Source organism: Marinitoga aeolica (assembly GCF_029910535.1).
Classification (GTDB): domain Bacteria; phylum Thermotogota; class Thermotogae; order Petrotogales; family Petrotogaceae; genus Marinitoga; species Marinitoga aeolica.
This window is the reverse complement of the sequence record NZ_CP069362.1, coordinates 2,260,022-2,282,445: the sequence shown is the minus strand read 5'-3', so window position 1 is coordinate 2,282,445 and position 22,424 is coordinate 2,260,022. Positions and strand designations below refer to the sequence as shown.

Genomic DNA, 22,424 nt, shown 5'->3' with positions numbered 1-22,424 from the left:
TCTATGATATAATATCATATATATTTTAAGATAAGGGGGATATATTGTGTTCAAAAATAGAATTAATAAATTAAGAGAAAAAATGGAATCAAAAAATTTAAATGCTTATTTAATAATTAACATCGAAAATTCATCAAAACCTTCTTCTTATTATTTAACAGGATTTACTGGGTCATTTTCTATTATATGTATTACACAAAATGATGTTAAATTTATGACAGACGGAAGATATATCGAACAAGCTCAAAAACAAACTGGAGTAAAACCTATTATTTTCAAAAATAAATTATCTGAAGAATTAAAAAATTTATTAAATAATTTACCAGAAGGTTCAAAAATAGGTTTTGAATCAAACACGGTATCTTCAAACATTTATTTAAAAGTATTGAAAACTTTCGAAAATTATGAATTTATACCTGCGGAAGATTTAGTTATTGAAATGCGAAGAACAAAGTCAGAAGATGAAGTTAAATTTATTAAAGAAGCTGCAATAATTGCTGAAAAAGCTTTACAGGAAACACTTGATACATTTATTGTTGGGATGACAGAAAAGGAATTTGCTGCTAAATTAGAATATAATATGAAATTATTTGGTGCAGATAATTATGCGTTTGAAACAATAGTCGCTTCTGGTTTTCGTGGGGCATTACCACATGGTATAGCTTCTAATAAAAAGATTGAAAACGGAGAACTAGTTGTTATCGATTTTGGAGCATATGCAAATGGATATAATTCTGATATTACCAGAACAATTGCTGTAGGTAAAATCAGTGAAAAACAAAAAGAAATATATAATTTAGTATTAAAAGCACAAACAGCAGCTATTAAATCAGCAAAACCTGGAATGAGATATTCTGATCTGGATAAAGTTGCAAGAGACATAATTTCAGAAAATGGCTATGGAGAGTTTTTTAATCATAGTTTAGGACATGGTGTTGGCTTAGAAGTACATGAATCGCCAAGAGTTTCAAAGGCTTCTGATATAATTTCAAAGCCTGGTGATATAATTACAATAGAACCTGGAATTTATTTACCTGGTGAATTGGGAGTTAGAATAGAAGATGATATATTAATTACAGAAGATGGGTGTGAAGTTTTAACATCATTTGATAAAAATTTAATTATTTTATAATTCTAGATATAGGAGGAGTAGAAAATGGTGGTAGTTGGAGATTTAAAAAAAGGTATGATTATTGTGGTAGATGGTGAATTATATAGAGTATTAGGAATGCAGAAACATTTTACAGGTAGAGGTAGTGGTATTATTAAAACAAAATTAAAAAATATAAAAACTGGTTATGTTATTGATAAAAATTTCAATTCAGGCGAAAAGGTTGAAGAAGCAGCTTTAGATTATAGACCTGCTGAATATTTATATCACGATGGAGATAATTATGTATTTATGGATCTAAGTACTTATGAACAATATTTATTATCTGAAGATGATGTTTCAGATGCTAAAGATTTCTTAATTGATAATCTAGAAGTTACATTAACCTTTTATGAAGAAAAACCAGTTGGAATTGTTTTACCTACGGTTGTTGTTTTAGAAGTCACTGAAACAGAACCCAATTTCAAGGGAGATACTGCTTCAGGTGGTGGAAAACCTGCAATTTTAGAAACAGGGTTAAAAACAACTGTACCATTCTTTGTTGAAGTAGGGCAAAAAGTAAAAATTGACACAAGAACAGGGGAGTATATTGAAAGAGCCTGAAAGGAGGGGAAATATGGCCATTAATGAAAATAATCAATTTGGAGAACTCTCTTTTAGCGATAGTGCTTTAAAAGAATTGGCCATGAAATCTTATCAATTATTTTTTAAAGAAAATGTACCTGAATTTGAATTAAACGATAAAGATATCGCTAAAATGATAAAGATAGTTGAAAATGATGATGAAACCATTTCTGTTTATATTAAAACAAAGGCAAAATACGGCACAAGTATAATACAATTCGCAAAAGATTTACAGGAATTTTTAAAATCCGAAGTTGAAAAAATGACAGAAGTACCTGTAAGAAATATAGATATAGTTTTAGATGGATTAATTGTATCTCAAGCAGAAGAAAACATTGAAGAATTAGAAAAAATACCTGAAATTGAGGAAAAAAATACAGATGTAGAAGAGAAAAAAGAAGACGAATTTTATGATGAAGATAATGGGAGTGTTGAAAATTGATTTCAAAAAGAAGAAAAATTAGAGAAGTTGTTCTAGAATCTATATTCCAATTGGATTTCAATAATAATGTAACATATGAAGAAATATTAAGTTTATTGAGGGACCTTTTAGAAAATAAAAAGGTCCCTCAAAGCCTTATTGAGGAAGCAGAAATATATATAGAAGATATTTTTAATAATAAAGATGATTATGACAATTTAATAAAAAATTATTTATTAAATTGGGAATTTGATAGAGTAGCAAATATTGAAAAATCTATTTTAAGATTAGCTATTTTTGAATTAAAAAACAGAAACGACATACCGCCAAAAGTAATATTGGATGAAGCGGTTGAGTTAGCCAAAAAATATGCAAATAAGAAAAGTGCAAAATTTATAAATGGAATATTAGATAGACTAGCTAAAGAGGAATTTAAAAGATTATAGGGGTGATCTGATGAAAGAAAAACCTTTGTATTATGCGATCCGAAAAATGAATTATGAACAATTAGATAGATTTGCAAATCGAATAAGAAAATATATTTATGAAACGGTAAAGAAAAATACTGGTCATTTATCTTCAAATTTAGGAACCGTTGAATTAACATTAGCTTTGTATAGAGTTTTTGATCCTGAAAAAGATATTATAATCTGGGATACAAGTCACCAAGCCTATATACATAAATTATTGACAGGTAGATGGCATTCTTTTTCTACTCTGAGACAAAGACATGGTATTAGTGGTTTTACTAATATTAATGAGAGTAAATATGATTATTTTGGTGCTGGTCATGCTGGAACTTCTGTTGCAGCAGCTTTAGGCTATGAACTTGGATTTAGAAGTCAAAATATAAATAAAAATGTTATAGCTATATTTGGCGATGGGGCTATGACAAGTGGTATGATTTTAGAATCATTAAATCAATTAAAGTCAATAAATTCTAAAATAAAAATTATTTTATTAAATAATGAAATGTCAATATCTCCTAATGTTGGTGCATTAGCGAAAATGTTGAATAAAATAAGAATTTCCACAGATTATTTTAGCCTTAAAGAAAAAATAAAAGTTTCTCTGGAAAGCACTGACGTTGGACAGGATATAGAAAATGCTCTAAAGAAAGTTAAAGATGGAATTAAACATACAGTTTACAATAATGCATTAGGTGTATTTGAGGATATGGGAATTAAATACTATGGACCTGTTGATGGACACAATATCAAAGAATTAGAAAAATACCTGGAATTTATAAAAAATTATAAAGATGGACCATGTATATTACATTTAAAAACAATTAAAGGGAAAGGTTTAGATTTTGCTGAAAAAAATCCAACAAAATTTCATGGAGTGAATAACAAAAAGACAACCAGCACATCTTACTCTAAGGTTGTTGGATATACATTAAAAAATATTGCTAGTAAACACAATTTTATTGCATATACTGCTGCAATGGAAGAAGGTACGGGATTAAATATATTAAAAGAGAAATACCCGGAAAAAGTAATTGATTTTGGCATTACAGAACCTTCTATTGTAACTGCAGCTGGAGCAACTAGATTAGCCGGACTATTTACTGTGGTTGATATTTATTCTACTTTCATGCAAAGAGCCTTTGATTCTATTATACATGATATTGCATTACAAAAAATCCCTGTTTTATTTCTTTTAGATAGAGCAGGAATAGTTGGAGAAGACGGACCTACTCATCATGGAGTTTTTGATATTTCTTATTTACGTTTAATCCCAAATATCGAAATACTTACACCTTTGAATGCTCAAGATTTAGCAAATATGATTTTTACATCCTTTGAAAAAGATCTGAATAAACCAACCTTTATTAGATTTCCACGTGGTGGAGAATATTTAAATGTTGATGAAATAATTGCTAATTTAAAGATTGTAGATTACTCATGGAAAATTATAAAACGAGGAAATGATAAAAATATTATTTTTGTTGTTGGACAATTAGTGGAAGAATATAAAAAGCTTTGGGAAGAACTCGATGCCACAATAATAGGTGTTAGAAATATTAAAAATATTGATGAACATATATTGCAATTATATCTTAAAGATAATATTAATGTAATAACAATAGAAGAAAATAGTCTAAAGGGTGGTTTTAATGAAGAGATTAAATCATATATATTAAAAAAGAAAATTAAATGTTCCTTACATACTTTTGGTATTAAAGATGAGTTTGTTCCACAGGGAACAAGAAAAGAACTTTTAAATGAGTTTGTTGTAAAACCGGATGAAATAAAGAAACTATTATATTCCACTGAAAAAATAAAGTAAGATGAAAGGGGAGAATAAAATGAAAAAAAATGTTGCTGTGTTAGCTTTTATTGCATTGATAATGTCATGGGGATTTTCTTTTAATTTATTAACTTTAGGCACATATGGATTTACTTCTTCTTCTACATCATTAGATATTTCAAATTGGGATGATACATTTAAAAAGTTTGATTATTATTCATTTAAGGTTGCAATAATGTATCCAGCTGAAGACTCTCCTGAAATGCTTTTTGGACCATATTTTGGATATACTATTTACGATAATCTGAATAAAACTCAATTAAAAGACTTGAATTCAATAATTGAAAATACCGGATATGAGTTAGGAATAGCTACTTTATATAACACTGAATTTTTATTTAACACAAAATTTAACGTCATGGCATTGGGAGGAATTCATACTGAAGATCAGTTCCAATCATTATCTACTTCAATAAACATAAATATCGGATTATCCTATAAAATTTCATCTCTTAATATTTTTCTCCTCGGGGGGTATGAATCCAGATATTTTACAACAGATAATAAAATGGTAACAATAAATTATTTACCAATGTCATTGGGAGTGGAGGTGCTTTTTTAATTAATGAATTTAAAAACCTATAAAGACCTTGAAATAAATAAAATATTAGAAATTATATCAAGTTTCTCATCTTCTGAATACGGAAAAAATTTTATTATAAAAAACTTCAAATATATAAAAGATTATGAAGTGTTAAAAAATGAATATGAAATTATTGAAGAGTTTAATAATTTTATTATAAAATATGGTGAATTTGATTTAAGAGGTATTCCTGCTATATATTCTGAAATTGAAAAAATTGAAAATAATATATATTTAACTCCTATAGAATACAAAAAAATTTCAAACTTTTTATCTCAATCATTAAATATAATAAAAGAAAATAAATCATTCTTAAAAGGGTACAACAATTTAGAAAAAATAATTTTTTCTATTCCTGATACTATGAATTATGTAAAATTAGTAGAAAAATCTATCGATGATGATGGTAATGTAAAAGATACTGCAAGTGATAATTTAAGGCAATTAAGAAGAAAAATTGAAATAACAAAAAAAAATTTATATAACTCATTAAAACATATTATATCAAAGTATCGTAAATATGTAGTTTTAGAACGACCTACATTAAAAAACAATAGATATTGCATTGTTATAAGATCGGAACATAAAAATAAGATAAATGGTTCTATTATAGCTTATTCAGATACAGGAGTTTCCGCATATATAGAACCATATGAAGTTGGTAAATTAAATTCCGAATTATCTGATTTAATTGCCTCAGAAAAAGCGGAAATTTCAAGAATTTTAGGAAAGATATTTTTAGAAACCAATAAAAATTTGTACAATATAAATAAAACGATAAAAATTATTGAGTATATTGATGGATTAAATACAAAAATAAGATATGCCAAAAAAAATAATTATGTATTTTCATTACCAAATAAAATTGAACATACTATCTATTTGGATGGTATTCGGCATCCATTAATAGAAAAAGAAAAGGTTATTCCTGTTAATCTAAAATTATCTCCCAAAAAATTGGGTATGATAATTACAGGACCAAACACAGGTGGAAAAACCGTAGTATTAAAATCTGTTGGTCTCAGCATTGTATTTGCTCATTCTGTTTTTCCAGTACCAGCATATAATGCAAAAATACCATATTTTAAAAATGTTTTCACAGATATAGGTGATGAACAAAGCATTGAACAAACATTAAGTACTTTTTCTGCTCATTTGAAAAATGTGAAGTTTATTCTTGACAATGCTGATAATATGTCTTTGATATTGATAGACGAATTGGGGACTGGAACAGATCCCATTGAAGGCTCCGCATTAGCACTAGCTATTATTGAAAAGTTAATTGAATTAAATTCAACTTTTTTTGTTACTTCCCATTTATCTGCTGTAAAAATATTCTCTATAGAAAATGAAAATCTATTATCTGCATCTATGGGATTTGATAAAGAAACTTTATCCCCAACTTATAGATTATTAGTAGGTGTTCCTGGTGCTTCTCACGCCATAGATATTGCAGAAAAGCTAGGATTACCAGAAGATGTATTATTAAAAGCCAATAATTTTCTTAGCAAAGAACAGGTTTTCGATGAAAAAATTTTAGAAAATTTAACGCAAATTTATGAGGAGCTTGAAAAAGAAAAGGAAGAACATAAATTAAAGCATAAAGAAGTAATATCTTTAAAAAATGATTTAGAGAAAAAACTGGAATTGTTGAAAAAAAAGGAAATAGAAAAAATCGATAAAGAAGTAAAACAATATAAAGAGTATTTAAAAAATTTAAAAAAAGAAATAGATCACTATATAAATATTTTAAAAAAAGAAAAGGACATAACTAATATAAGACATCTAAGCAAATTAGTTGAAACTAAAAAAAAGGAAATAGATAATTTAAAGATTCAAAAAAAGGAAAATCAAGTTAAAAATATTAAAGTGGGAGATATTGTAAATATATCTGGAGAAAAAGCAAAAGTTATAAAGAAAAAAGGAGAAAAAATCCTTGTAAGTTTTATTGATAAACCTTTCGAATTAAGTGTTTCAATAGATGAGATAGATTTTAAAAAAGATGAAATAAAAAAAGAAACTAATGTAAACAACAAAATTCATATTATAAAAAATGTTAAAAATGAAATAGATATACGTGGTCAAACTGTAGAAGAGGCTTTGCCTGAAGTAGAAAAATTCATATCTGATTTATTAGCTTCAAACCTAAATGGTGGATATATTATTCATGGTAAAGGAACTGGAAAGCTAGCTTTAGGAATCTGGAATTATTTAAGAAAAAATAAAAGAGTAAAAACGTTTAGATTGGGTAATGATAATGAAGGGGGAACAGGTGTTACATTTATAGAACTTAAATAGGAAAATATTTGAATTTTTAATTTATTTTAATTCCTCGTTGGAGGTGTATTATGTTTGCGCTCGATATAGGAACAAGATTTATCGTGGGTATAATATCTGATATGGTTAATGATTCAGAAATAATAATAAAAGATGTTGCTATTAAAGAACATGAAAATAGAGCTATGTTAGATGGCCAAATTCATGATGTCACAAAAGTTTCAAAAGGGGTAGAGAAAGTAATTAATGAATTAAAGAAAAACAATAATGAGATAAAAAATGTTGCAGTCGCATTGGCTGGAAGATTTCTAGTAACAGCCGTAGGTGAATATGAAAAAGATATATCTGAATTTAAACATATTGATTATAATACAATGAAAAGTCTTGAACTAGAAGCAGTAAAGAATGCTGTAGAAAACCTTGATATAGAAAAAAATTTCTATTGCGTTGGCTATTCTGTATTATATTATGAATTAGATGGTGAATGGATAAAAAAATTAGAAGGTCAAAAAGGTAACATAGCTAAAGTTAAGGTAATTGCAGCTTTTTTACCTAAAAATGTTGTTGATGCAATGCTTGCTGTATTAGAACTGAATAACCTAGAACCTGTTCATATAACCCTTGAACCTATTGCTGCAATGAATTTAATCGTTCCTGAAGATTTGAGAACATTGAATATTGCAATGGTTGATGTTGGAGCAGGAACAAGTGATATTGCTATATCAAAAGATGGAACTATAATTGGCTATGGTATGGTGCCAATGGCAGGTGATGAAATATCCGAAGCTATTTCAAAGGAGTTATTAGTTGATTTTAAAACTGCTGAACTAATAAAAAGAACATTAAATTCTGATGATAATGAAATTATTAAATACAAAGATATATTGGATTTTGAACATGAAATAACGAAAGAAGAAATTATGCAAATTATTGAACCCGTAATAGAAGAAATCACAAGCAAAATTTCAGAAAAAATTCTTGAATTAAATGGGAAGCCTCCTATTGCTGTTATGGTAGTTGGTGGTGGCGGAAAAGTTCCAGAATTTATAGATAAGTTATCCTTAAAATTGAATTTATCAAGAAATAGAATCACCTTGAAAAATATTAAAAATATAGATTATGTTAAATTCGAAAATAATGTAAATTTTGAAGGTAGTGAATTTATTACACCTGTTGGAATAGCATATGTTGCTCATAAAAATGAAGGAAATGTTTTTGCCAGAGTAATGGTCAATAATAAACCTATAAATATGATGCTTGTGGGCGGAAATATTTCTGTAATACAGGTTCTATTACAAGCAGGGTTTACAATAAATGATCTTGTTGGGAAACCTGCGCCTGCAATATCTTATGAATTAAACGGTGAATTAAAATTTATCCCTGGTGAAAAAGGAAAAGAGGCTCCAATTAAAATAAATGGTTTATTATCAGATTTAAAAACTCCTATAAAACCAGGAGATATTATTGAAGTGGGAAAACCTGAGGATGGAAAAACAAAAAAAGCATTTTTAAAAGATGTGATAAAACCATATAAAATATTTATTGATGGTCAAAAATATGAAATATATCCTAGAATATTAAAAAATGGAAAAGATGCCAGCATTGAAGAAGAATTGAATGATGGTGATAAAATAGAAACTAAGAATCCATATGTTAAAGATATAACCTTGGAATCTTCTATTGTAAAATTTATTATTAATAATGTACCCTATGAAATTCCAGCTGGGAAAATTATTTTAAGGAATGGTGTAATATTAGGTGATTTCGATGAATTATATGATAATGATAATTTAAATTCTAAAATTTTGGAATTACCAGCTATTAAGGATTTTGTAGATATAAAACCGGAAAAATATATAACTGTAACACTAAATGGAAATAATATAGAATTACCTGTTGAGGAAATTATTATAAAGGATAAAAATAATAATAGAATAGATATTAATAGTAAAGTTTATAATAATATGAATTTGAAGGTCGAAAAAATAGAAAAAGAAATTAAATTATTAGACTTATTCTTACATATTGATTTTGATATTTCAAATTTCACAAAATATCGAATATTTATAAACGAAAAAGAAATTTTTAGTTTTAATGAAAAAATAAACAATGGAGATATTATAAGGATGGAATTTGAATGATAAAAGGAATTGGCATTGATATTATTGAAATAAATAGAATTACATTAGGTATAGAAAAAAAAGTTTTAAGTAAAAAAGAATTGGAATTATTTAAAAATTTTTCTGGAGAAAATAGAAAAAAAGAATTTATTGCAGGAAGATTTTCTGTAAAAGAGTCTTTAATAAAAGCTTTTGGGACCTTCATTCCTTATAAAGAAATAACTATATTGAATGATGAAAAAGGAAAACCTTATTTTGATGAAGAAACTATAATTTATTTAAAGGAAAAATTTGGGAATTATAAAATACATCTTTCTATTTCTCATGAAAGAAATTATGCTACATCAATAGTTATAATCGAAGATAATTAAAATAAATGGAGGTTTATATGATACCGGAAAATATTAAAAAAGAATACAATGAATTAAAAAATTTAATTGAAAAATATAATTACCATTATTACGTTTTAAATAATCCCCTAATTTCAGATACTGATTATGATAAACTATTTAATAAATTTATAAAATTAGAAAAAAAATATCCAGAATTAAAAACACCTGATTCACCAAGTTATAGAGTTGGTGGTTATATTATTTCTGAATTTAAAACTGTACAACATACAGTTCCTATGTTAAGTTTGGATAATACCTATAATGAACAAGATATTCTTGAGTTTCATGAGAGAGTTAAAAAACTATTAAATAAAGAAAATGTTGATTATAGTTGTGAATTAAAAATTGATGGTATATCTATTTCTTTAAGATATGAAAAAGGAATATTATCCCAAGCTATTACAAGAGGAAATGGAATAACTGGTGATGATGTTACGGAGAATGTTAAAACAATTCGCAGCATTCCATTGAAATTAAAAGAGGAAATCGATATTGAAGTGCGTGGAGAAATTTTCATGCCTAAAAAAGAATTTCTAAGAATAAATGAACAAAGAGAAGAAGAAGGATTAGCAGTTTTTGCTAATCCAAGAAATGCTACTGCTGGAACGATAAAATCTCTTGACACATCAGAAGTTGCAAAAAGACATCTTGATTCTTTTATATATTATATTTTAAATCCAGAAAATTATAATTTAAAAACTCAATATGAAGCTTTAATATATTTAAAAGACTTAGGATTTAAAACCAATGAACATTCAAAACTTGCGAAAAATATTGATGAAGTAATAGAATATTGGAAATATTGGACAGAAAATAAAAAGGATTTAGATTATGATATTGATGGTACAGTAATAAAAGTTAATTCTTTTGAAGAACAAGCAATTTTAGGTAGTACAGCGCGATCTCCAAGATGGGCTATAGCTTTCAAATTCCCTGCAGAACAGGCAATAACTAAAGTAAAAGATATTGTTTTTCAAGTTGGGAGCACGGGAATTATAACCCCAGTAGCAATTTTTGAACCTGTATTCTTAGAAGGAACTACAGTTCAAAGAGCAAGTTTACATAATTTTGAATATATTAAAGAAAGAGATATTAGGATTAATGATTATGTTAAAATAGAAAAAGCTGGTGGAATAATACCTCAAATTGTTAATGTTATTATAGAAAAAAGAAATGGCAATGAAATACCAGTTAAAGAACCAGAAAAATGTCCTGTTTGTGGTGGAGAAGTTGGAAAATTAAATCCATCTGAAGTTGCTATAAGGTGTTTAAATCCATTGTGTAAAGCAAAACTTAAAAGAAATTTAGAAGTATGGGTTTCAAGGGATGCGATGAATATTCAAGGTCTTGGTCCTAAACTTATAAACAGAATTGTTGAGGCAAAATTAGTAGAAAAAGTATCAGATTTATATAAATTAGATCATTTTAAATTAGCAACGTTAGGTTATGGAGTTGGACCTAAAATGATTAGCAAAATACTTCAACAAATAGAAGATTCAAAACAAAGAGGTCTTGATAAGGTATTATATGGTTTAGGAATACCAAATGTTGGAAAAAAAATAGCAAAAGACCTTGCTAAAAAATTTAAATCTATAGATAATTTAATAACTGCTGAATATGATGAATTAATTTCAATTGAAGGTATAGGCGATGATATAGCTCAACAAATATATGACTTTTTTAGAAATGATAGAGTTAGAGAAATTATAGATGAATTAAAAAAAGCTGGTGTAAAATTAGAAAATGAAGAAATAACTTCTGAAGGAATATTTAATGGAGTATCTATATGTGCTACTGGAGAATTAGAAAGAATGCCTAGGAGCAAATTAAAGGAATTAATTGAAAAAAATGGAGGGGTTTTCAAAGATACCGTTACTAAAAAATTAGACCTATTAGTTGTTGGAAAAAATGCAGGTAGCAAACTTGAAAAAGCTAAAAAATTTGGCATACCGATAATGACTGAAGAAGAATTTTTTAATAAATATAATATTATGTAAAAACAGGGAGAATATGGAATATTCTCCCTGTTTTAATTCCAAAAAGAGGGTTGGTGAAGGTTATTTACTTGCTAATATTTCTACAATATCTCCAACTGTTTTTATTTTTTCTAATTCTGAATCATCAATAGAAATTCCTAATTCATTTTCAAAATCCATAGTTAGATCAACTAACTCTAATGAATCTAATTCTAAATCATCTGTTAAACTTGCATTTTCTGTAATTTTCTCTTCTTCAATACTTAAACTTTCAGTCATAATTCCTTTTACTTTTTCAAATAACTCTTTTTTATCCATTTTTATCTCCTCCTTAACTTTCAAATAATTCTTTAATAATATCCTCAACTTTTTGAATTTTATTAATTTTCGAAACTGCACCACCAGTAAAAACAAATCCTTCTTCAATATTCCCTATTGCTGCATTATACAATGCTTTTGCAATACAATATGGAGCTGTTCTAAAATTACATGTTTTTATACAATGATATCTACATTCATATGGTTTCTTTTCGCCTTTTTCTACTGATTCAATAAATGAATTTTTCAATGCTCTTCCAGGTAATCCAACAGGACTTTTTATTATTGTAATATTTTCATCTTTAGCATTAATAATTGCTTCTTTGAATTTTATATCAGCATCACATTCTTCTGTCGCAATAAATCGTGTCCCCATTTGAACAGCGTCAGCTCCTAATGCTAAGACTTTTTCTACATCTTCTTTTGAATATAATCCTCCTCCAGCTATAAGAGGTATTTTTTTTCCATAATTTTTTTCTACATTCAATAAATATTCTTTTAATATAGGAATATTGTTTTCTAATTTATTATTTTCTGAAAATAATTCATCTTTTTTATATCCTAAATGACCACCAGCTAAAGGACCTTCTAATACAAAAGCATCAGGAAGATAATTGAATTTAGACATCCATCTTTTTACTATAATTTGAGCTGCCTTTAAAGATGAAACTATAGGTACTAACTTTGTTTTACTATCTTTTTTCAAAAAAGATGGTAAAGATAAAGGGAGGCCTGCACCTGAAAATATAATATCTATACCTTCATCAATAGCTGTTTTTACCATTTCAGCATAATCAGTTAAAGCTACCATAATATTTACACCTATAATACCTTTAGTTTTTTCTTTAGCTTTTCTAATATAATTCTTTAGACTTTCTATATTAGCCTTTTTATAATTTTTTATATTAGAGAAAAAACCTATTCCAGCTGTACCAATAACTCCTATTCCACCAGCATTTGCTACCGCGGAAGATAAGCCATCTAATGAAATTCCAACAGCCATTCCACCTTGGACAATAGGGTATTTTGTTTCAATATCTCCTATTTTTAATTTTTTTAAAATAAAACTCACCTCACTTTATTAAATGACCATTGGTCAGTTTATTAGAAAAATAAAAAAGTTATTTCTTCAAACTCTTTTTCATAAAATGAATATAGTAATCTAAAATTTCAGAAGCAGGAAATTTCTCATCCCAATTTTCATATAACTTTTTTCTCAATTCAAATTGCTGTACAACACCTATAGTTTGTAACCATAACAACATAGAAATTTTATTAATATCAATATCTTCTCTTATTGAACCATCATCTATCCCTTTTAAAATTAGTAATTTTAAAATATCATAAATTTCTTCACTTTTTTCATATGAATTTATAACCAATGGTTCATTTGTATCCAGATCAGCTTTTTCAGACTCATATTTTATAACAAAACTATAATAATCTGGATATTCTCTATAAAATTTAATATAAGCTCTTCCCATATTCAAAATCTTATCCAATCCACTTTTAGCTGATTTAATATCGTTTTTGATCATGTTTTCCAATATTTTTAATCCTTCATATACCAAAGAAAAAAATAAATCCTTTTTACTTGAAAAATATAGGTATAACGTACCTTTTGCCATCTTTAATTTTCTGGCAATCTCATTCATAGAAGTATTTTCATAACCTTTCTCATAAAAAATTTTTTTTGCAGCTTCCATTATTAGTTTTTTCTTTTCTTTTATTTTTTCTTCATCATAATTATGCCTTGCCATAAAAACCCCTTTTGACCATTGGTCATTTTTTACGATTATAACATTTTTCTTTTTATTTGTCAATATATAAAAAGAAGAGTTTTTTTTTTCATTATTCTTAATATTTAATTAAATTAAAGATTTTTATTATTAATTGAGAATATTTCTTTCTGAAACATATTATGAAACAAATTGAAAATTTATAAAGAAACAATTTTCATGCTAGAATGAAATTGTTAAAATATATATAGGGAGGGTTAATTATGAAATCATTTTGGAAAAGCTATTTTATAGTATTTGTATTAATTGTATTAGCTGTAACTTCTTTTTCTGAAACATTGAAACGAGATGAAACATTCTTTTTTGGTGGTGGATTATGGAGTGCTCCTTCTAACTGGAATCCGTTAACTCCTTGGGCAGCTGTTCCTGGTACAGTTGGTGGGATTTATGAAACATTATTTGCATATGATCCATTAACAAATGAATTTATTCCGTGGTTAGCTGAAAAAGGTTATTGGCAAGATGATAATCACTATTATTTAAAGTTAAGAAATAATTTAAGATGGACAGATGGCGAAGTATTAAATGCTGATGATGTTATTTACACTTTTGAAATAGCTAAGATGAATACAGGCATTACATATTCTTCTATTTGGAACTGGATGACAAACATAAAAAAACTAAGTGATACAGAACTGGTTTTTGAATTTTCAGATCCAAGATATCATGAATGGAATTATCAATTATACCAAATTTCCATAATCCCTAAACACATTTGGGAAAATTATCCTATAGACGATGTTGTTACCTTAGCTAATGAAAATCCTATAGGTTCTGGTATGTATTTAGCATATGACAAAACAGATGATAGAATGATTTTCAAAAGAAATGATAATTGGTGGGGAAAAGATATTTTTGGTCTTCCTGCTCCAAAATATTTAGTTGAATTAAAAATATTCTCAAATAATGTTGCATTAGGAATGTTAATGAAAGGCGAATTAGATGTAAGTAACTTCTTCTTACCTGGAATTCCATCAGTTAAAAACATATACGGAATAAAAACTTGGTTTAAAAATGCACCATATATGTTATCAGATAATACTGCATTATTATTCTTAAATACAAGAAAAAAACCAATGGATGATCCTAAATTCAGAAAAGCATTAGCTTATTCAATAAATGTTGCACCTATAATTAGAAGAGTTTTTGAATTCCAAGTTGAAAAAGCTAATCCATTAGGATTCTTGCCTATTGAATCATGGATGAAATATTATGATGAAAAAATAGTTGAAGAATACGGATTTACATATAGTCCAGCAATGGCAAATAAAATTTTAGATGAAGCAGGATATAAAGACATTGATAATGATGGTTTTAGAGAAACACCTGATGGTAAAAAAATAGATTTAACTATAATTGTTCCTTTTGGTTGGACAGACTGGATGGAATCTATTAAAAATATCTCAGCTGATTTTGAAAAAATCGGAATTAAAGCTGAACCAAAATTCCCTGATTATGGAAAATACATGGAAGATATGAATTCTGCAACTTTTGATATGTTAATTAATAATTTCAATAGTAATGTTTCATCAACACCTTGGACATATTTTAACTGGTTATTTGAATCAAATCAAGTTAACAATGAAAAAGAATATGGTGGAAATTGGGGAAGATATGTTAATCAAGAATTATTTGATCTAGTAAATGAATTTAATAAAACAAGAGATGAAGAGAAAGGTAAAGAGATTGCATTAAAAATTGAAAAAATATTCTTAGAAGAAATGCCTGTTATTCCTCTTTGGTATAACGGAATGTGGTTCCAAGCAAGTGAAAAGTATTGGACAAATTATCCAAGTGAAGAGAATCCAGTAGCATGGCCATCATTGTGGGGAGGAAGATGGCAAGTTGGCGGAAACATAATGTTATTAAATTTAAAACCTGCAAAATAATATTTGAATAATAAATCGCTCCAACTCGAAAGGGTTGGGGCATATAAATAAACAGGAGGATTATAATGGGAAAATATCTAAGAAAAAAAATATTAATATATATAATAACATTTTTTGTTGCAGTTTCTATTGATTGGGCTATTCCTCGCTTTATGCCGGGAAATCCTGTTTCATTATTATTATCAAGATTTTCAGGCCTTCCAGAGGCTACAGAAAAATTAAATACATATTTCACTAAAGCATTTGGATTAGATCAACCATTATGGAAACAATATGTTAATTTTTGGATTTCTTTATTTAAAGGAGATCTAGGAGTTAGTGTATTTTTATATCCAAAAAGTGTAGTGGATATTATAAAAGGCTCTATCTTATATGATATAGTCTTATTAGTTCCAGCAATAATATTAAGTTGGTTTGCCGGAAATAAATTAGGAGCTTTAGCTGCAATAAATAAAAAAACAGATAATTCGATTATACCATTTTTCTTTTTCTTAACTTCTTCTCCATATTTTTGGATGGCTATGTTAATGGCTTGGTTTTTAGGATTTATGATACCCATATTTCCATTATCTGGAGCATATAGTTATACGATGACACCATCATTTACATTGGAATTTATTTTAGATTTTTTATACCATTTAGCTTTGCCATTTTTATCATTGTTTTTGGTAATGATGGGCGGTTGGGCTATAGGTATGAGAAATATGATTATATATGAAATGGGTTCAAATTATTCAAAATATATGGAAGCATTAGGTGCATCAGATAAATTAATTAGAAGATATGCTTTTAGAAATGCGATTTTGCCACAAGTAACAGGTTTAGCATTACAGTTAGGAACTATAATATTAGGATCTTTAACAACACAAAGTGTTTTTTCATATCCAGGTTTAGGGTTCTTATTATTGCAAGCAATACAAAATCAAGATTATTTTTTGATTCAGGGAATTTTTTTAGTTATTGTAATAATGGTTTTAGCTGGTAATTTTATAGTTGATGTAATATATGTATTTATAGATCCACGAATAAGATACTCGTATGTCGAGGAGGTTTAAAATGAAATTAAATCTAAAAAAATATGAAAATTTATATTTTGCATTAAAAAATAAAAAAGTTATTATAGGAATGACAATATTCACATTTTTTCTTTTATTAGGCTTAATTGGACCATATTTTGCAAAATATGATCCGTTGGAATATGCTGGCCCTGGATATATGCCTCCAAGTAAAGAATTTTGGTTGGGGACAAATATTTTTGGTCATGACATTTTTACGCAATTAGTATATGGATTGCGTAGTTCATATTTTGTAGGCTTTTTTGGTGGAACACTTGCAACAATAATAGGTTTGTTTGTGGGTTTTTTATCAGGATACAAAGGTAAATGGGTAGATGAATCATTAATGATGATTACAAATATCATGCTTGTTATTCCTACATTAGCGGTTCTAATTATTATATCGGCATATTTATCATTTAGAGGTATGGTTTTTGAAAGTGTAATTATAGGGCTAACAAATTGGCCATGGACAGCAAGAGCTGTAAGATCTTTAACAATGTCAATTAAAAATAAGGATTTTGTAAATTTATCAAGAATTTCAGCATTACCAACTAGAAAAATAATATTACAAGATATTGCTTCTAATATGTTTTCATATATATTTATGGTTTATATTCTTCAATTTGGAGGAGCTATATTATCAGCAGTAACTTTAGATTTTATAGGATTAGGTCCAACGAAAGGAATATCCTTAGGTTTAATTATGCAAGTTGCTAGAGATTGGAATGCAATTCAACTTGGAATGTGGTGGTGGGCTATTATTCCTGGGCTAGTTATTACATTATTAGTAACCTCCTTATATTTTATTAATACAGGTTTAGATGAAGTATTCAATCCAAAATTACGGGAGATGTGATATTAATGAATAAAGTTTTAGACGTAAAAAATTTAAAAGTGTATTATAAAACGTTAAAAGGGTATGTAAAAGCAATAGATGACGTTACTTTTCATATAAACCAAGGGGAAATTTTAGGAATAGCTGGAGAATCAGGATGTGGTAAAAGTACCTTGGGAAACAGTTTAATATTATTAAAACCACCTATGAATTATATATCTGGAGAGGCAAATTTAAATGGAATAAATATAATGAATTTATCAAAAAAAGAAATGAAAAATATAAGATTTAAAAATATATCTATTATACCTCAATATGCAATGGATGCATTTAGTCCTACAAAAAGAATAAAAACATTTATCTCAGATCTTGTTAGAGAACACGGGATTATTCCAAATGAAGAATTTTTTAAAAAAGTAAAGGAAAGAATGAAATTAGTAAATTTAGATCCAGATGTAATAGATAGATATTCTGTTGAATTATCTGGAGGTATGAAACAAAGAGTTATAATGGTTATTTCGACTTTATTAGATCCAGATTTGTTAATTGCTGATGAAGTAACTTCAGCATTAGATGTTAGCTCGCAAAGATTTGTTTGTAATATGTTAGTTAAATTTAGAGATATGAATATAGTTAAATCTATGATATTTATTACTCATGATGTAGCTGTTCTTAATCAAATAGCAGATAGAATTATGATTATGTATGCCGGAAGAATAGCAGAAATTGGAAAAACAGAAACAATATTAAACAATCCTAAACATCCATATACAAAAGCATTGATAAAGGCTATACCAAAAAGCGACATAAGAATAAAAGAAAAAAAATTATCTAGTATAAAAGGGACACCACCTAATTTGTTGAATATTGAGGAAGGCTGTCGATTTAGATTTAGATGCCCATTGGCTAATGAAAAGTGTTTAAAAAATCCACCAATAAAAACATATGAAGATGGACATCAAGTAGCTTGTTGGAATGTAGGTGAAAATAATGAGTGAAATATATATGGAATTAAAAAATATAACAAAAGAATTTGGAACAGATTTTTTTGGTAAGAATAAATTTAAAGCTGTAAATAATGTATCTTTTAATATAAAAAAAGGTGAAATTTTATCTTTGATTGGTGAGAGTGGAAGTGGGAAAACAACTGTAGGAAAAATGATATTGAGATTATTAAAGCCTACATATGGTGAAATATTATTTTTAAATAAAAATATTTGGGATATAGATGATACAAAGGAGTATTATAGAAACGTGCAAGCTATATTCCAAGATCCTTTTTCTTCTTTTAATACTTTATTCAAAGTTGATAGAGTGTTTAATATGGTTTTTGAAACATTCTATCCAGATGAAAAAAATAGAAAAGAAAAAATAGAAAAAGTTATTAATCAAGTTGGTATGAATCCAACCAATATCTTAGGCAAATATCCTCATCAATTAAGTGGGGGACAATTACAAAGGTTGTTAATAGCTAGAGCTTTGTTAATGAATACAAAAATACTAGTTGCAGATGAACTAATAAGTATGTTAGATGCTTCTACAAGAATAGATGTCTTAAACTTATTATCTGATATAAGAGAAAAAACAGGGATGTCTATTATTTTTATAACCCATGATTTATCATTAGGATATTATTTAAGCGATAGATCTTTAATAATGTATAAAGGAGAAATTGTTGAACAGGGAGATACATACGATGTATATAATAATCCTATTCATCCATATACAAAAATGTTGTTAAATTCTGTTCCTGAAATAGATAAAAAATGGGATCCTAATGAACAATTTTTACCAGAAACTGTAGAGTATGAAATAAAAAAATTTTATTTAAAAAATAAAAGTTATGATGATATATATATGGAATTTGAAAAAAATCATATTGTGAAAGTGAGGTAGTAAAATGAAAAGAACAGATTTTCCAAAAGAATTTAAATTTGGAACAGCAACAGCATCATATCAAATAGAAGGTGGAATAGAGGATAGAAGTCCGTCAATATGGGATGAATTTTCACATACACCAGGAAAAACAAAGAATGGAGATAATGGTGATGTAGCATGTGATCATTATCATAGATATGAAGAAGATATTGAAATAATGAAAGACATAGGTGTTGATGCATATAGATTTTCTATTTCATGGCCAAGGGTTATGACTGATGGTATAAAACCCAATGAAAAAGGTATAGATTTCTATCAAAAGCTTGTTGATAAATTATTAGAAAATAATATTACACCTTTTATTACATTATATCATTGGGATTTACCATTATATTTATACAAAGAAAAAAATGGGTGGTTAAATCCAGATATAGCAAATTATTTTCAAGATTATGCATCATTAATGTTTAACAAATTAGGAGATAGAGTAAAACATTGGATAACTTTAAATGAACCATGGTGTTCTGCATTTTTAGGATATTTTGTTGGAGAGCATGCTCCTGGTCATAAAGATTTCCAAGAATCATTTTATGTAGCTCATAATCTTTTAAGATCTCATGGAAAAGCAGTTATTGCATTTAGAGATATTGTAAAAGATGGAAAAATAGGAATAACAAATGTAGTAACAAAGGTAGAATCATTATCAAATGATGAAAAAGATATACAAGCTGCAAAATTAGTTGATCAATATATAAATGGATGGTATCATGATCCAATAGTATATGGTAAATATCCTGAAGAAGCAGTAAATTCTTTAAAAAATATAAAATTAGATATACCAGAAAATGATTTTGATATTATTTCACAAACAATAGATTTCTTTGGAGTAAATTATTATTCAAGACAAGTAATATCATATGATGAAAATCATCCTTTAAAATTCAAGCATGCAGAAGGTCCATTACCAAAAACTGAAATGGGATGGGAGATATACCCAAAAGGATTATACGATAAGCTAGTAGAATTTAATAATAAATATAAATTACCATTATATATAACAGAAAATGGAATGGCTGGACCAGATAAATTAGAAAACGAACAAATTCATGATGATTATAGGATAAATTATATAAAAGATCATTTTAAATCAACATTAGATGCAATAAAAGATGGAGTAGATTTGAGAGGATATTTTATTTGGTCATTAATGGATAATTTTGAATGGGCACATGGATATTCAAAAAGATTTGGTTTAGTATATGTTGATTATAATACTCAAAAAAGATATTTAAAAGATAGTGCTTTGTGGTATAAAAATTTTTTATTGAATAAATAATTAATGAGAAAATATTGGAGGTATAATATGAAAAAATTCCCTGAAGATTTTTTATTTGGAATTTCGATGTCTGGATTTCAATTTGAGATGGGTGGAAAAGTAATAGATAAAAATACTGATTGGTTTAAATGGACCCATGATGAAAGAATAATAAATGCTGGATTAGTGAGTGGAGATTTTCCAGAAAATGGAACAAATTATTGGGAATTGTATAAAAAAGATAATAAATTAATGGAAAAATTAGGACTGAATATTGTAAGAATTGGTATTGAATGGTCAAGAATATTTCCAAATCCAACCTTTGAGGTAAAAACAAAAGTCATTGAAAAGAATGATGATATTATTTCTATAGAAGTTGATGAAAATGCTATTTTAGAATTAAAAAAATTAGCAAATTTAGAAGCTTTAGAGCATTATAAAAAAATAATTATTGATCTTAAAGAAAAAAACATTAAAGTAATGGTGGATTTAAATCATTTTTCATTGCCATTATGGATACACGATCCTATTAATGTTAACTTATATCATAAAGCTCCTTTTGGTTGGGTTGATAAAAATACAGTAATTGAATTTACTAAATATGGAGCGTTTCTAGCCAATGAATTAGATGAAATTGTAGATTTTTGGTCTACTATGAATGAACCACAAATCGTATCTTCTTTAGCATATTTACAACCAAAGTCAGGATTCCCACCATCAATAATAAATGAAGAGTATTATAAATTAGCTCAAAAACATCAAGCAGAAGCTCATTGTAGAGCATATGATGCAATGAAAAAATATACAAAAAAACCTATAGGATTTATATATTCCTTTACATGGATTGATCCTGAATCTCCTGAGGATATAGAGGTTGTTGAAGATGCAAAATATTTTAATAATTATCATTTTACTGACATGATTTTTAGAGGGAATTTAGATTTTCATATTGATGGAAGTAAAAAGTTCAGAGAAGATATGAAAGGTAAAACAGATTTTTTAGGAATAAATTATTATACAAGAACTGTTGTAAAAAAACATGATAATAAATGGAAAGTTGTAGATGGATATGGATACTCTTGTAATGGTAAATTAATTAAGACAGATAAACCTGTAACTGATATGGGATGGGAAGTTTATCCTTTAGGATTAAAGAACATTATTTTAGAAATTAAAGGAAGATATAATAATCCAATAATGTATATTACTGAAAATGGTATTTCTGATAAAGGAGATATTCAACCTTATTTCATAATTTCTCATTTAATAAATATTCATGAATCTATTGAATTAGGAGCAAATGTAAAAGGTTATATGTATTGGTCAATATTAGATAATTACGAATGGCCAGAAGGATTTTCAAAAAGGTTTGGTTTAATTCATGTTGATTATGATACTAAAGTAAGAACATGTAAACCTGCTTATTTTGTGTATAAAGATATAATTGAAAACAAAGGAATAAATAATTATTTGCTTAATTATATTAAATATCCATATAATTTGGAATAGGAGTGA

20 protein-coding genes are annotated in these 22,424 nt (G+C 27.1%); 17 read left to right on the top strand and 3 right to left on the bottom strand.

Annotated features, from left to right (window positions below):
- The first annotated feature begins 46 nt into the window (after window positions 1-46).
- From JRV97_RS10805 to ligA, 10 genes are read left to right on the top strand one after another with little or no spacing between them, the layout of a single operon-like run.
- Window positions 47-1,132, top strand: a complete 1,086-nt coding sequence (locus tag JRV97_RS10805; RefSeq protein WP_280998768.1) for a M24 family metallopeptidase — start codon at window positions 47-49, stop codon at window positions 1,130-1,132.
- Between the two features lie 24 nt (window positions 1,133-1,156).
- On the top strand, window positions 1,157-1,714 hold the full coding sequence (gene efp, locus JRV97_RS10800; RefSeq protein WP_280998766.1) for an elongation factor P: 558 nt from the start codon (window positions 1,157-1,159) through the stop codon (window positions 1,712-1,714).
- A 13-nt stretch (window positions 1,715-1,727) separates the two neighbouring features.
- Window positions 1,728-2,177: an Asp23/Gls24 family envelope stress response protein gene (locus JRV97_RS10795; protein ID WP_280998764.1), complete on the top strand. Its 450-nt coding sequence runs from the start codon at window positions 1,728-1,730 to the stop codon at window positions 2,175-2,177.
- On the top strand, window positions 2,174-2,602 hold the full coding sequence (nusB, locus tag JRV97_RS10790; protein ID WP_280998762.1) for a transcription antitermination factor NusB: 429 nt from the start codon (window positions 2,174-2,176) through the stop codon (window positions 2,600-2,602). The genes JRV97_RS10795 and nusB overlap by 4 nt, the downstream gene beginning before the upstream one ends.
- 10 nt (window positions 2,603-2,612) lie before the next feature.
- Window positions 2,613-4,448: a 1-deoxy-D-xylulose-5-phosphate synthase gene (gene dxs / locus JRV97_RS10785; RefSeq protein WP_280998760.1), complete on the top strand. Its 1,836-nt coding sequence runs from the start codon at window positions 2,613-2,615 to the stop codon at window positions 4,446-4,448.
- A gap of 19 nt (window positions 4,449-4,467) precedes the next feature.
- Window positions 4,468-5,031: a hypothetical protein gene (locus tag JRV97_RS10780; RefSeq protein ID WP_280998758.1), complete on the top strand. Its 564-nt coding sequence runs from the start codon at window positions 4,468-4,470 to the stop codon at window positions 5,029-5,031.
- A 3-nt stretch (window positions 5,032-5,034) separates the two neighbouring features.
- Window positions 5,035-7,350, top strand: coding sequence for an endonuclease MutS2 (locus JRV97_RS10775; protein ID WP_280998756.1), 2,316 nt, complete (start codon window positions 5,035-5,037; stop codon window positions 7,348-7,350).
- A 50-nt stretch (window positions 7,351-7,400) separates the two neighbouring features.
- A complete protein-coding gene (locus tag JRV97_RS10770; RefSeq protein WP_280998754.1) occupies window positions 7,401-9,470 on the top strand; it encodes a cell division protein FtsA in 2,070 nt (689 codons plus the stop codon).
- Window positions 9,467-9,820: a holo-ACP synthase gene (gene acpS / locus JRV97_RS10765; RefSeq protein WP_280998752.1), complete on the top strand. Its 354-nt coding sequence runs from the start codon at window positions 9,467-9,469 to the stop codon at window positions 9,818-9,820. The genes JRV97_RS10770 and acpS overlap by 4 nt, the downstream gene beginning before the upstream one ends.
- 17 nt (window positions 9,821-9,837) lie before the next feature.
- The gene (gene ligA / locus JRV97_RS10760) at window positions 9,838-11,838 is read left to right on the top strand and encodes an NAD-dependent DNA ligase LigA (RefSeq protein ID WP_280998750.1); all 2,001 of its coding nucleotides are present in this window, start codon (window positions 9,838-9,840) and stop codon (window positions 11,836-11,838) included.
- 60 nt (window positions 11,839-11,898) lie between these two features.
- On the opposite strand, the gene JRV97_RS10755 is transcribed toward ligA, so the two are convergent.
- The 3 genes from JRV97_RS10755 to JRV97_RS10745 are packed head-to-tail and all read right to left on the bottom strand — an operon-like array spanning window position 11,899 to window position 13,895.
- Entirely contained in the window at window positions 11,899-12,135 is a 237-nt protein-coding gene (locus tag JRV97_RS10755; protein ID WP_280998749.1) for an acyl carrier protein, read from the bottom strand.
- Window positions 12,136-12,148: 13 nt separating this feature from the next.
- Window positions 12,149-13,198 (bottom strand): NAD(P)H-dependent flavin oxidoreductase, encoded by a 1,050-nt coding sequence (locus JRV97_RS10750; RefSeq protein ID WP_407081598.1) that lies wholly within the window; start codon window positions 13,196-13,198, stop codon window positions 12,149-12,151.
- A 58-nt stretch (window positions 13,199-13,256) separates the two neighbouring features.
- On the bottom strand, window positions 13,257-13,895 hold the full coding sequence (locus JRV97_RS10745) for a TetR/AcrR family transcriptional regulator (RefSeq protein WP_280998743.1): 639 nt from the start codon (window positions 13,893-13,895) through the stop codon (window positions 13,257-13,259).
- Window positions 13,896-14,137: 242 nt separating this feature from the next.
- On the opposite strand from JRV97_RS10745, the gene JRV97_RS10740 reads away from it, so the two are divergent.
- From JRV97_RS10740 to bgaS, 7 genes are all read left to right on the top strand, one after another.
- Window positions 14,138-15,823 (top strand): ABC transporter substrate-binding protein, encoded by a 1,686-nt coding sequence (locus JRV97_RS10740; RefSeq protein WP_280998741.1) that lies wholly within the window; start codon window positions 14,138-14,140, stop codon window positions 15,821-15,823.
- Window positions 15,824-15,888: 65 nt separating this feature from the next.
- On the top strand, window positions 15,889-16,878 hold the full coding sequence (locus tag JRV97_RS10735; protein WP_280998738.1) for an ABC transporter permease: 990 nt from the start codon (window positions 15,889-15,891) through the stop codon (window positions 16,876-16,878).
- Window position 16,879: 1 nt separating this feature from the next.
- Window positions 16,880-17,737, top strand: a complete 858-nt coding sequence (locus JRV97_RS10730; RefSeq protein WP_280998736.1) for an ABC transporter permease — start codon at window positions 16,880-16,882, stop codon at window positions 17,735-17,737.
- Between the two features lie 5 nt (window positions 17,738-17,742).
- Window positions 17,743-18,714: an ABC transporter ATP-binding protein gene (locus JRV97_RS10725; protein WP_280998734.1), complete on the top strand. Its 972-nt coding sequence runs from the start codon at window positions 17,743-17,745 to the stop codon at window positions 18,712-18,714.
- Complete coding sequence (locus tag JRV97_RS10720) at window positions 18,707-19,612, top strand: ABC transporter ATP-binding protein (protein WP_280998732.1); 906 nt, start codon at window positions 18,707-18,709, stop codon at window positions 19,610-19,612. The genes JRV97_RS10725 and JRV97_RS10720 overlap by 8 nt, the downstream gene beginning before the upstream one ends.
- 4 nt (window positions 19,613-19,616) lie before the next feature.
- The gene (locus tag JRV97_RS10715) at window positions 19,617-20,930 is read left to right on the top strand and encodes a GH1 family beta-glucosidase (protein ID WP_280998730.1); all 1,314 of its coding nucleotides are present in this window, start codon (window positions 19,617-19,619) and stop codon (window positions 20,928-20,930) included.
- A 27-nt stretch (window positions 20,931-20,957) separates the two neighbouring features.
- Window positions 20,958-22,418 (top strand): beta-galactosidase BgaS, encoded by a 1,461-nt coding sequence (bgaS, locus tag JRV97_RS10710; RefSeq protein ID WP_280998728.1) that lies wholly within the window; start codon window positions 20,958-20,960, stop codon window positions 22,416-22,418.
- Window positions 22,419-22,424 lie beyond the last annotated feature (6 nt).

Coding starts and splice junctions, on each gene's coding strand:
- efp (WP_280998766.1), top strand. CDS start 1,157: ATGGTGGTAGTTGGAGATTTAAAAAAAGGTATGATTATTGTGGTAGAT.
- JRV97_RS10795 (WP_280998764.1), top strand. CDS start 1,728: ATGGCCATTAATGAAAATAATCAATTTGGAGAACTCTCTTTTAGCGAT.
- dxs (WP_280998760.1), top strand. CDS start 2,613: ATGAAAGAAAAACCTTTGTATTATGCGATCCGAAAAATGAATTATGAA.
- JRV97_RS10780 (WP_280998758.1), top strand. CDS start 4,468: ATGAAAAAAAATGTTGCTGTGTTAGCTTTTATTGCATTGATAATGTCA.
- JRV97_RS10775 (WP_280998756.1), top strand. CDS start 5,035: ATGAATTTAAAAACCTATAAAGACCTTGAAATAAATAAAATATTAGAA.
- JRV97_RS10770 (WP_280998754.1), top strand. CDS start 7,401: ATGTTTGCGCTCGATATAGGAACAAGATTTATCGTGGGTATAATATCT.
- acpS (WP_280998752.1), top strand. CDS start 9,467: ATGATAAAAGGAATTGGCATTGATATTATTGAAATAAATAGAATTACA.
- ligA (WP_280998750.1), top strand. CDS start 9,838: ATGATACCGGAAAATATTAAAAAAGAATACAATGAATTAAAAAATTTA.
- JRV97_RS10755 (WP_280998749.1), bottom strand. CDS start 12,135: ATGGATAAAAAAGAGTTATTTGAAAAAGTAAAAGGAATTATGACTGAA.
- JRV97_RS10745 (WP_280998743.1), bottom strand. CDS start 13,895: ATGGCAAGGCATAATTATGATGAAGAAAAAATAAAAGAAAAGAAAAAA.
- JRV97_RS10740 (WP_280998741.1), top strand. CDS start 14,138: ATGAAATCATTTTGGAAAAGCTATTTTATAGTATTTGTATTAATTGTA.
- JRV97_RS10735 (WP_280998738.1), top strand. CDS start 15,889: ATGGGAAAATATCTAAGAAAAAAAATATTAATATATATAATAACATTT.
- JRV97_RS10730 (WP_280998736.1), top strand. CDS start 16,880: ATGAAATTAAATCTAAAAAAATATGAAAATTTATATTTTGCATTAAAA.
- JRV97_RS10725 (WP_280998734.1), top strand. CDS start 17,743: ATGAATAAAGTTTTAGACGTAAAAAATTTAAAAGTGTATTATAAAACG.
- JRV97_RS10720 (WP_280998732.1), top strand. CDS start 18,707: ATGAGTGAAATATATATGGAATTAAAAAATATAACAAAAGAATTTGGA.
- JRV97_RS10715 (WP_280998730.1), top strand. CDS start 19,617: ATGAAAAGAACAGATTTTCCAAAAGAATTTAAATTTGGAACAGCAACA.
- bgaS (WP_280998728.1), top strand. CDS start 20,958: ATGAAAAAATTCCCTGAAGATTTTTTATTTGGAATTTCGATGTCTGGA.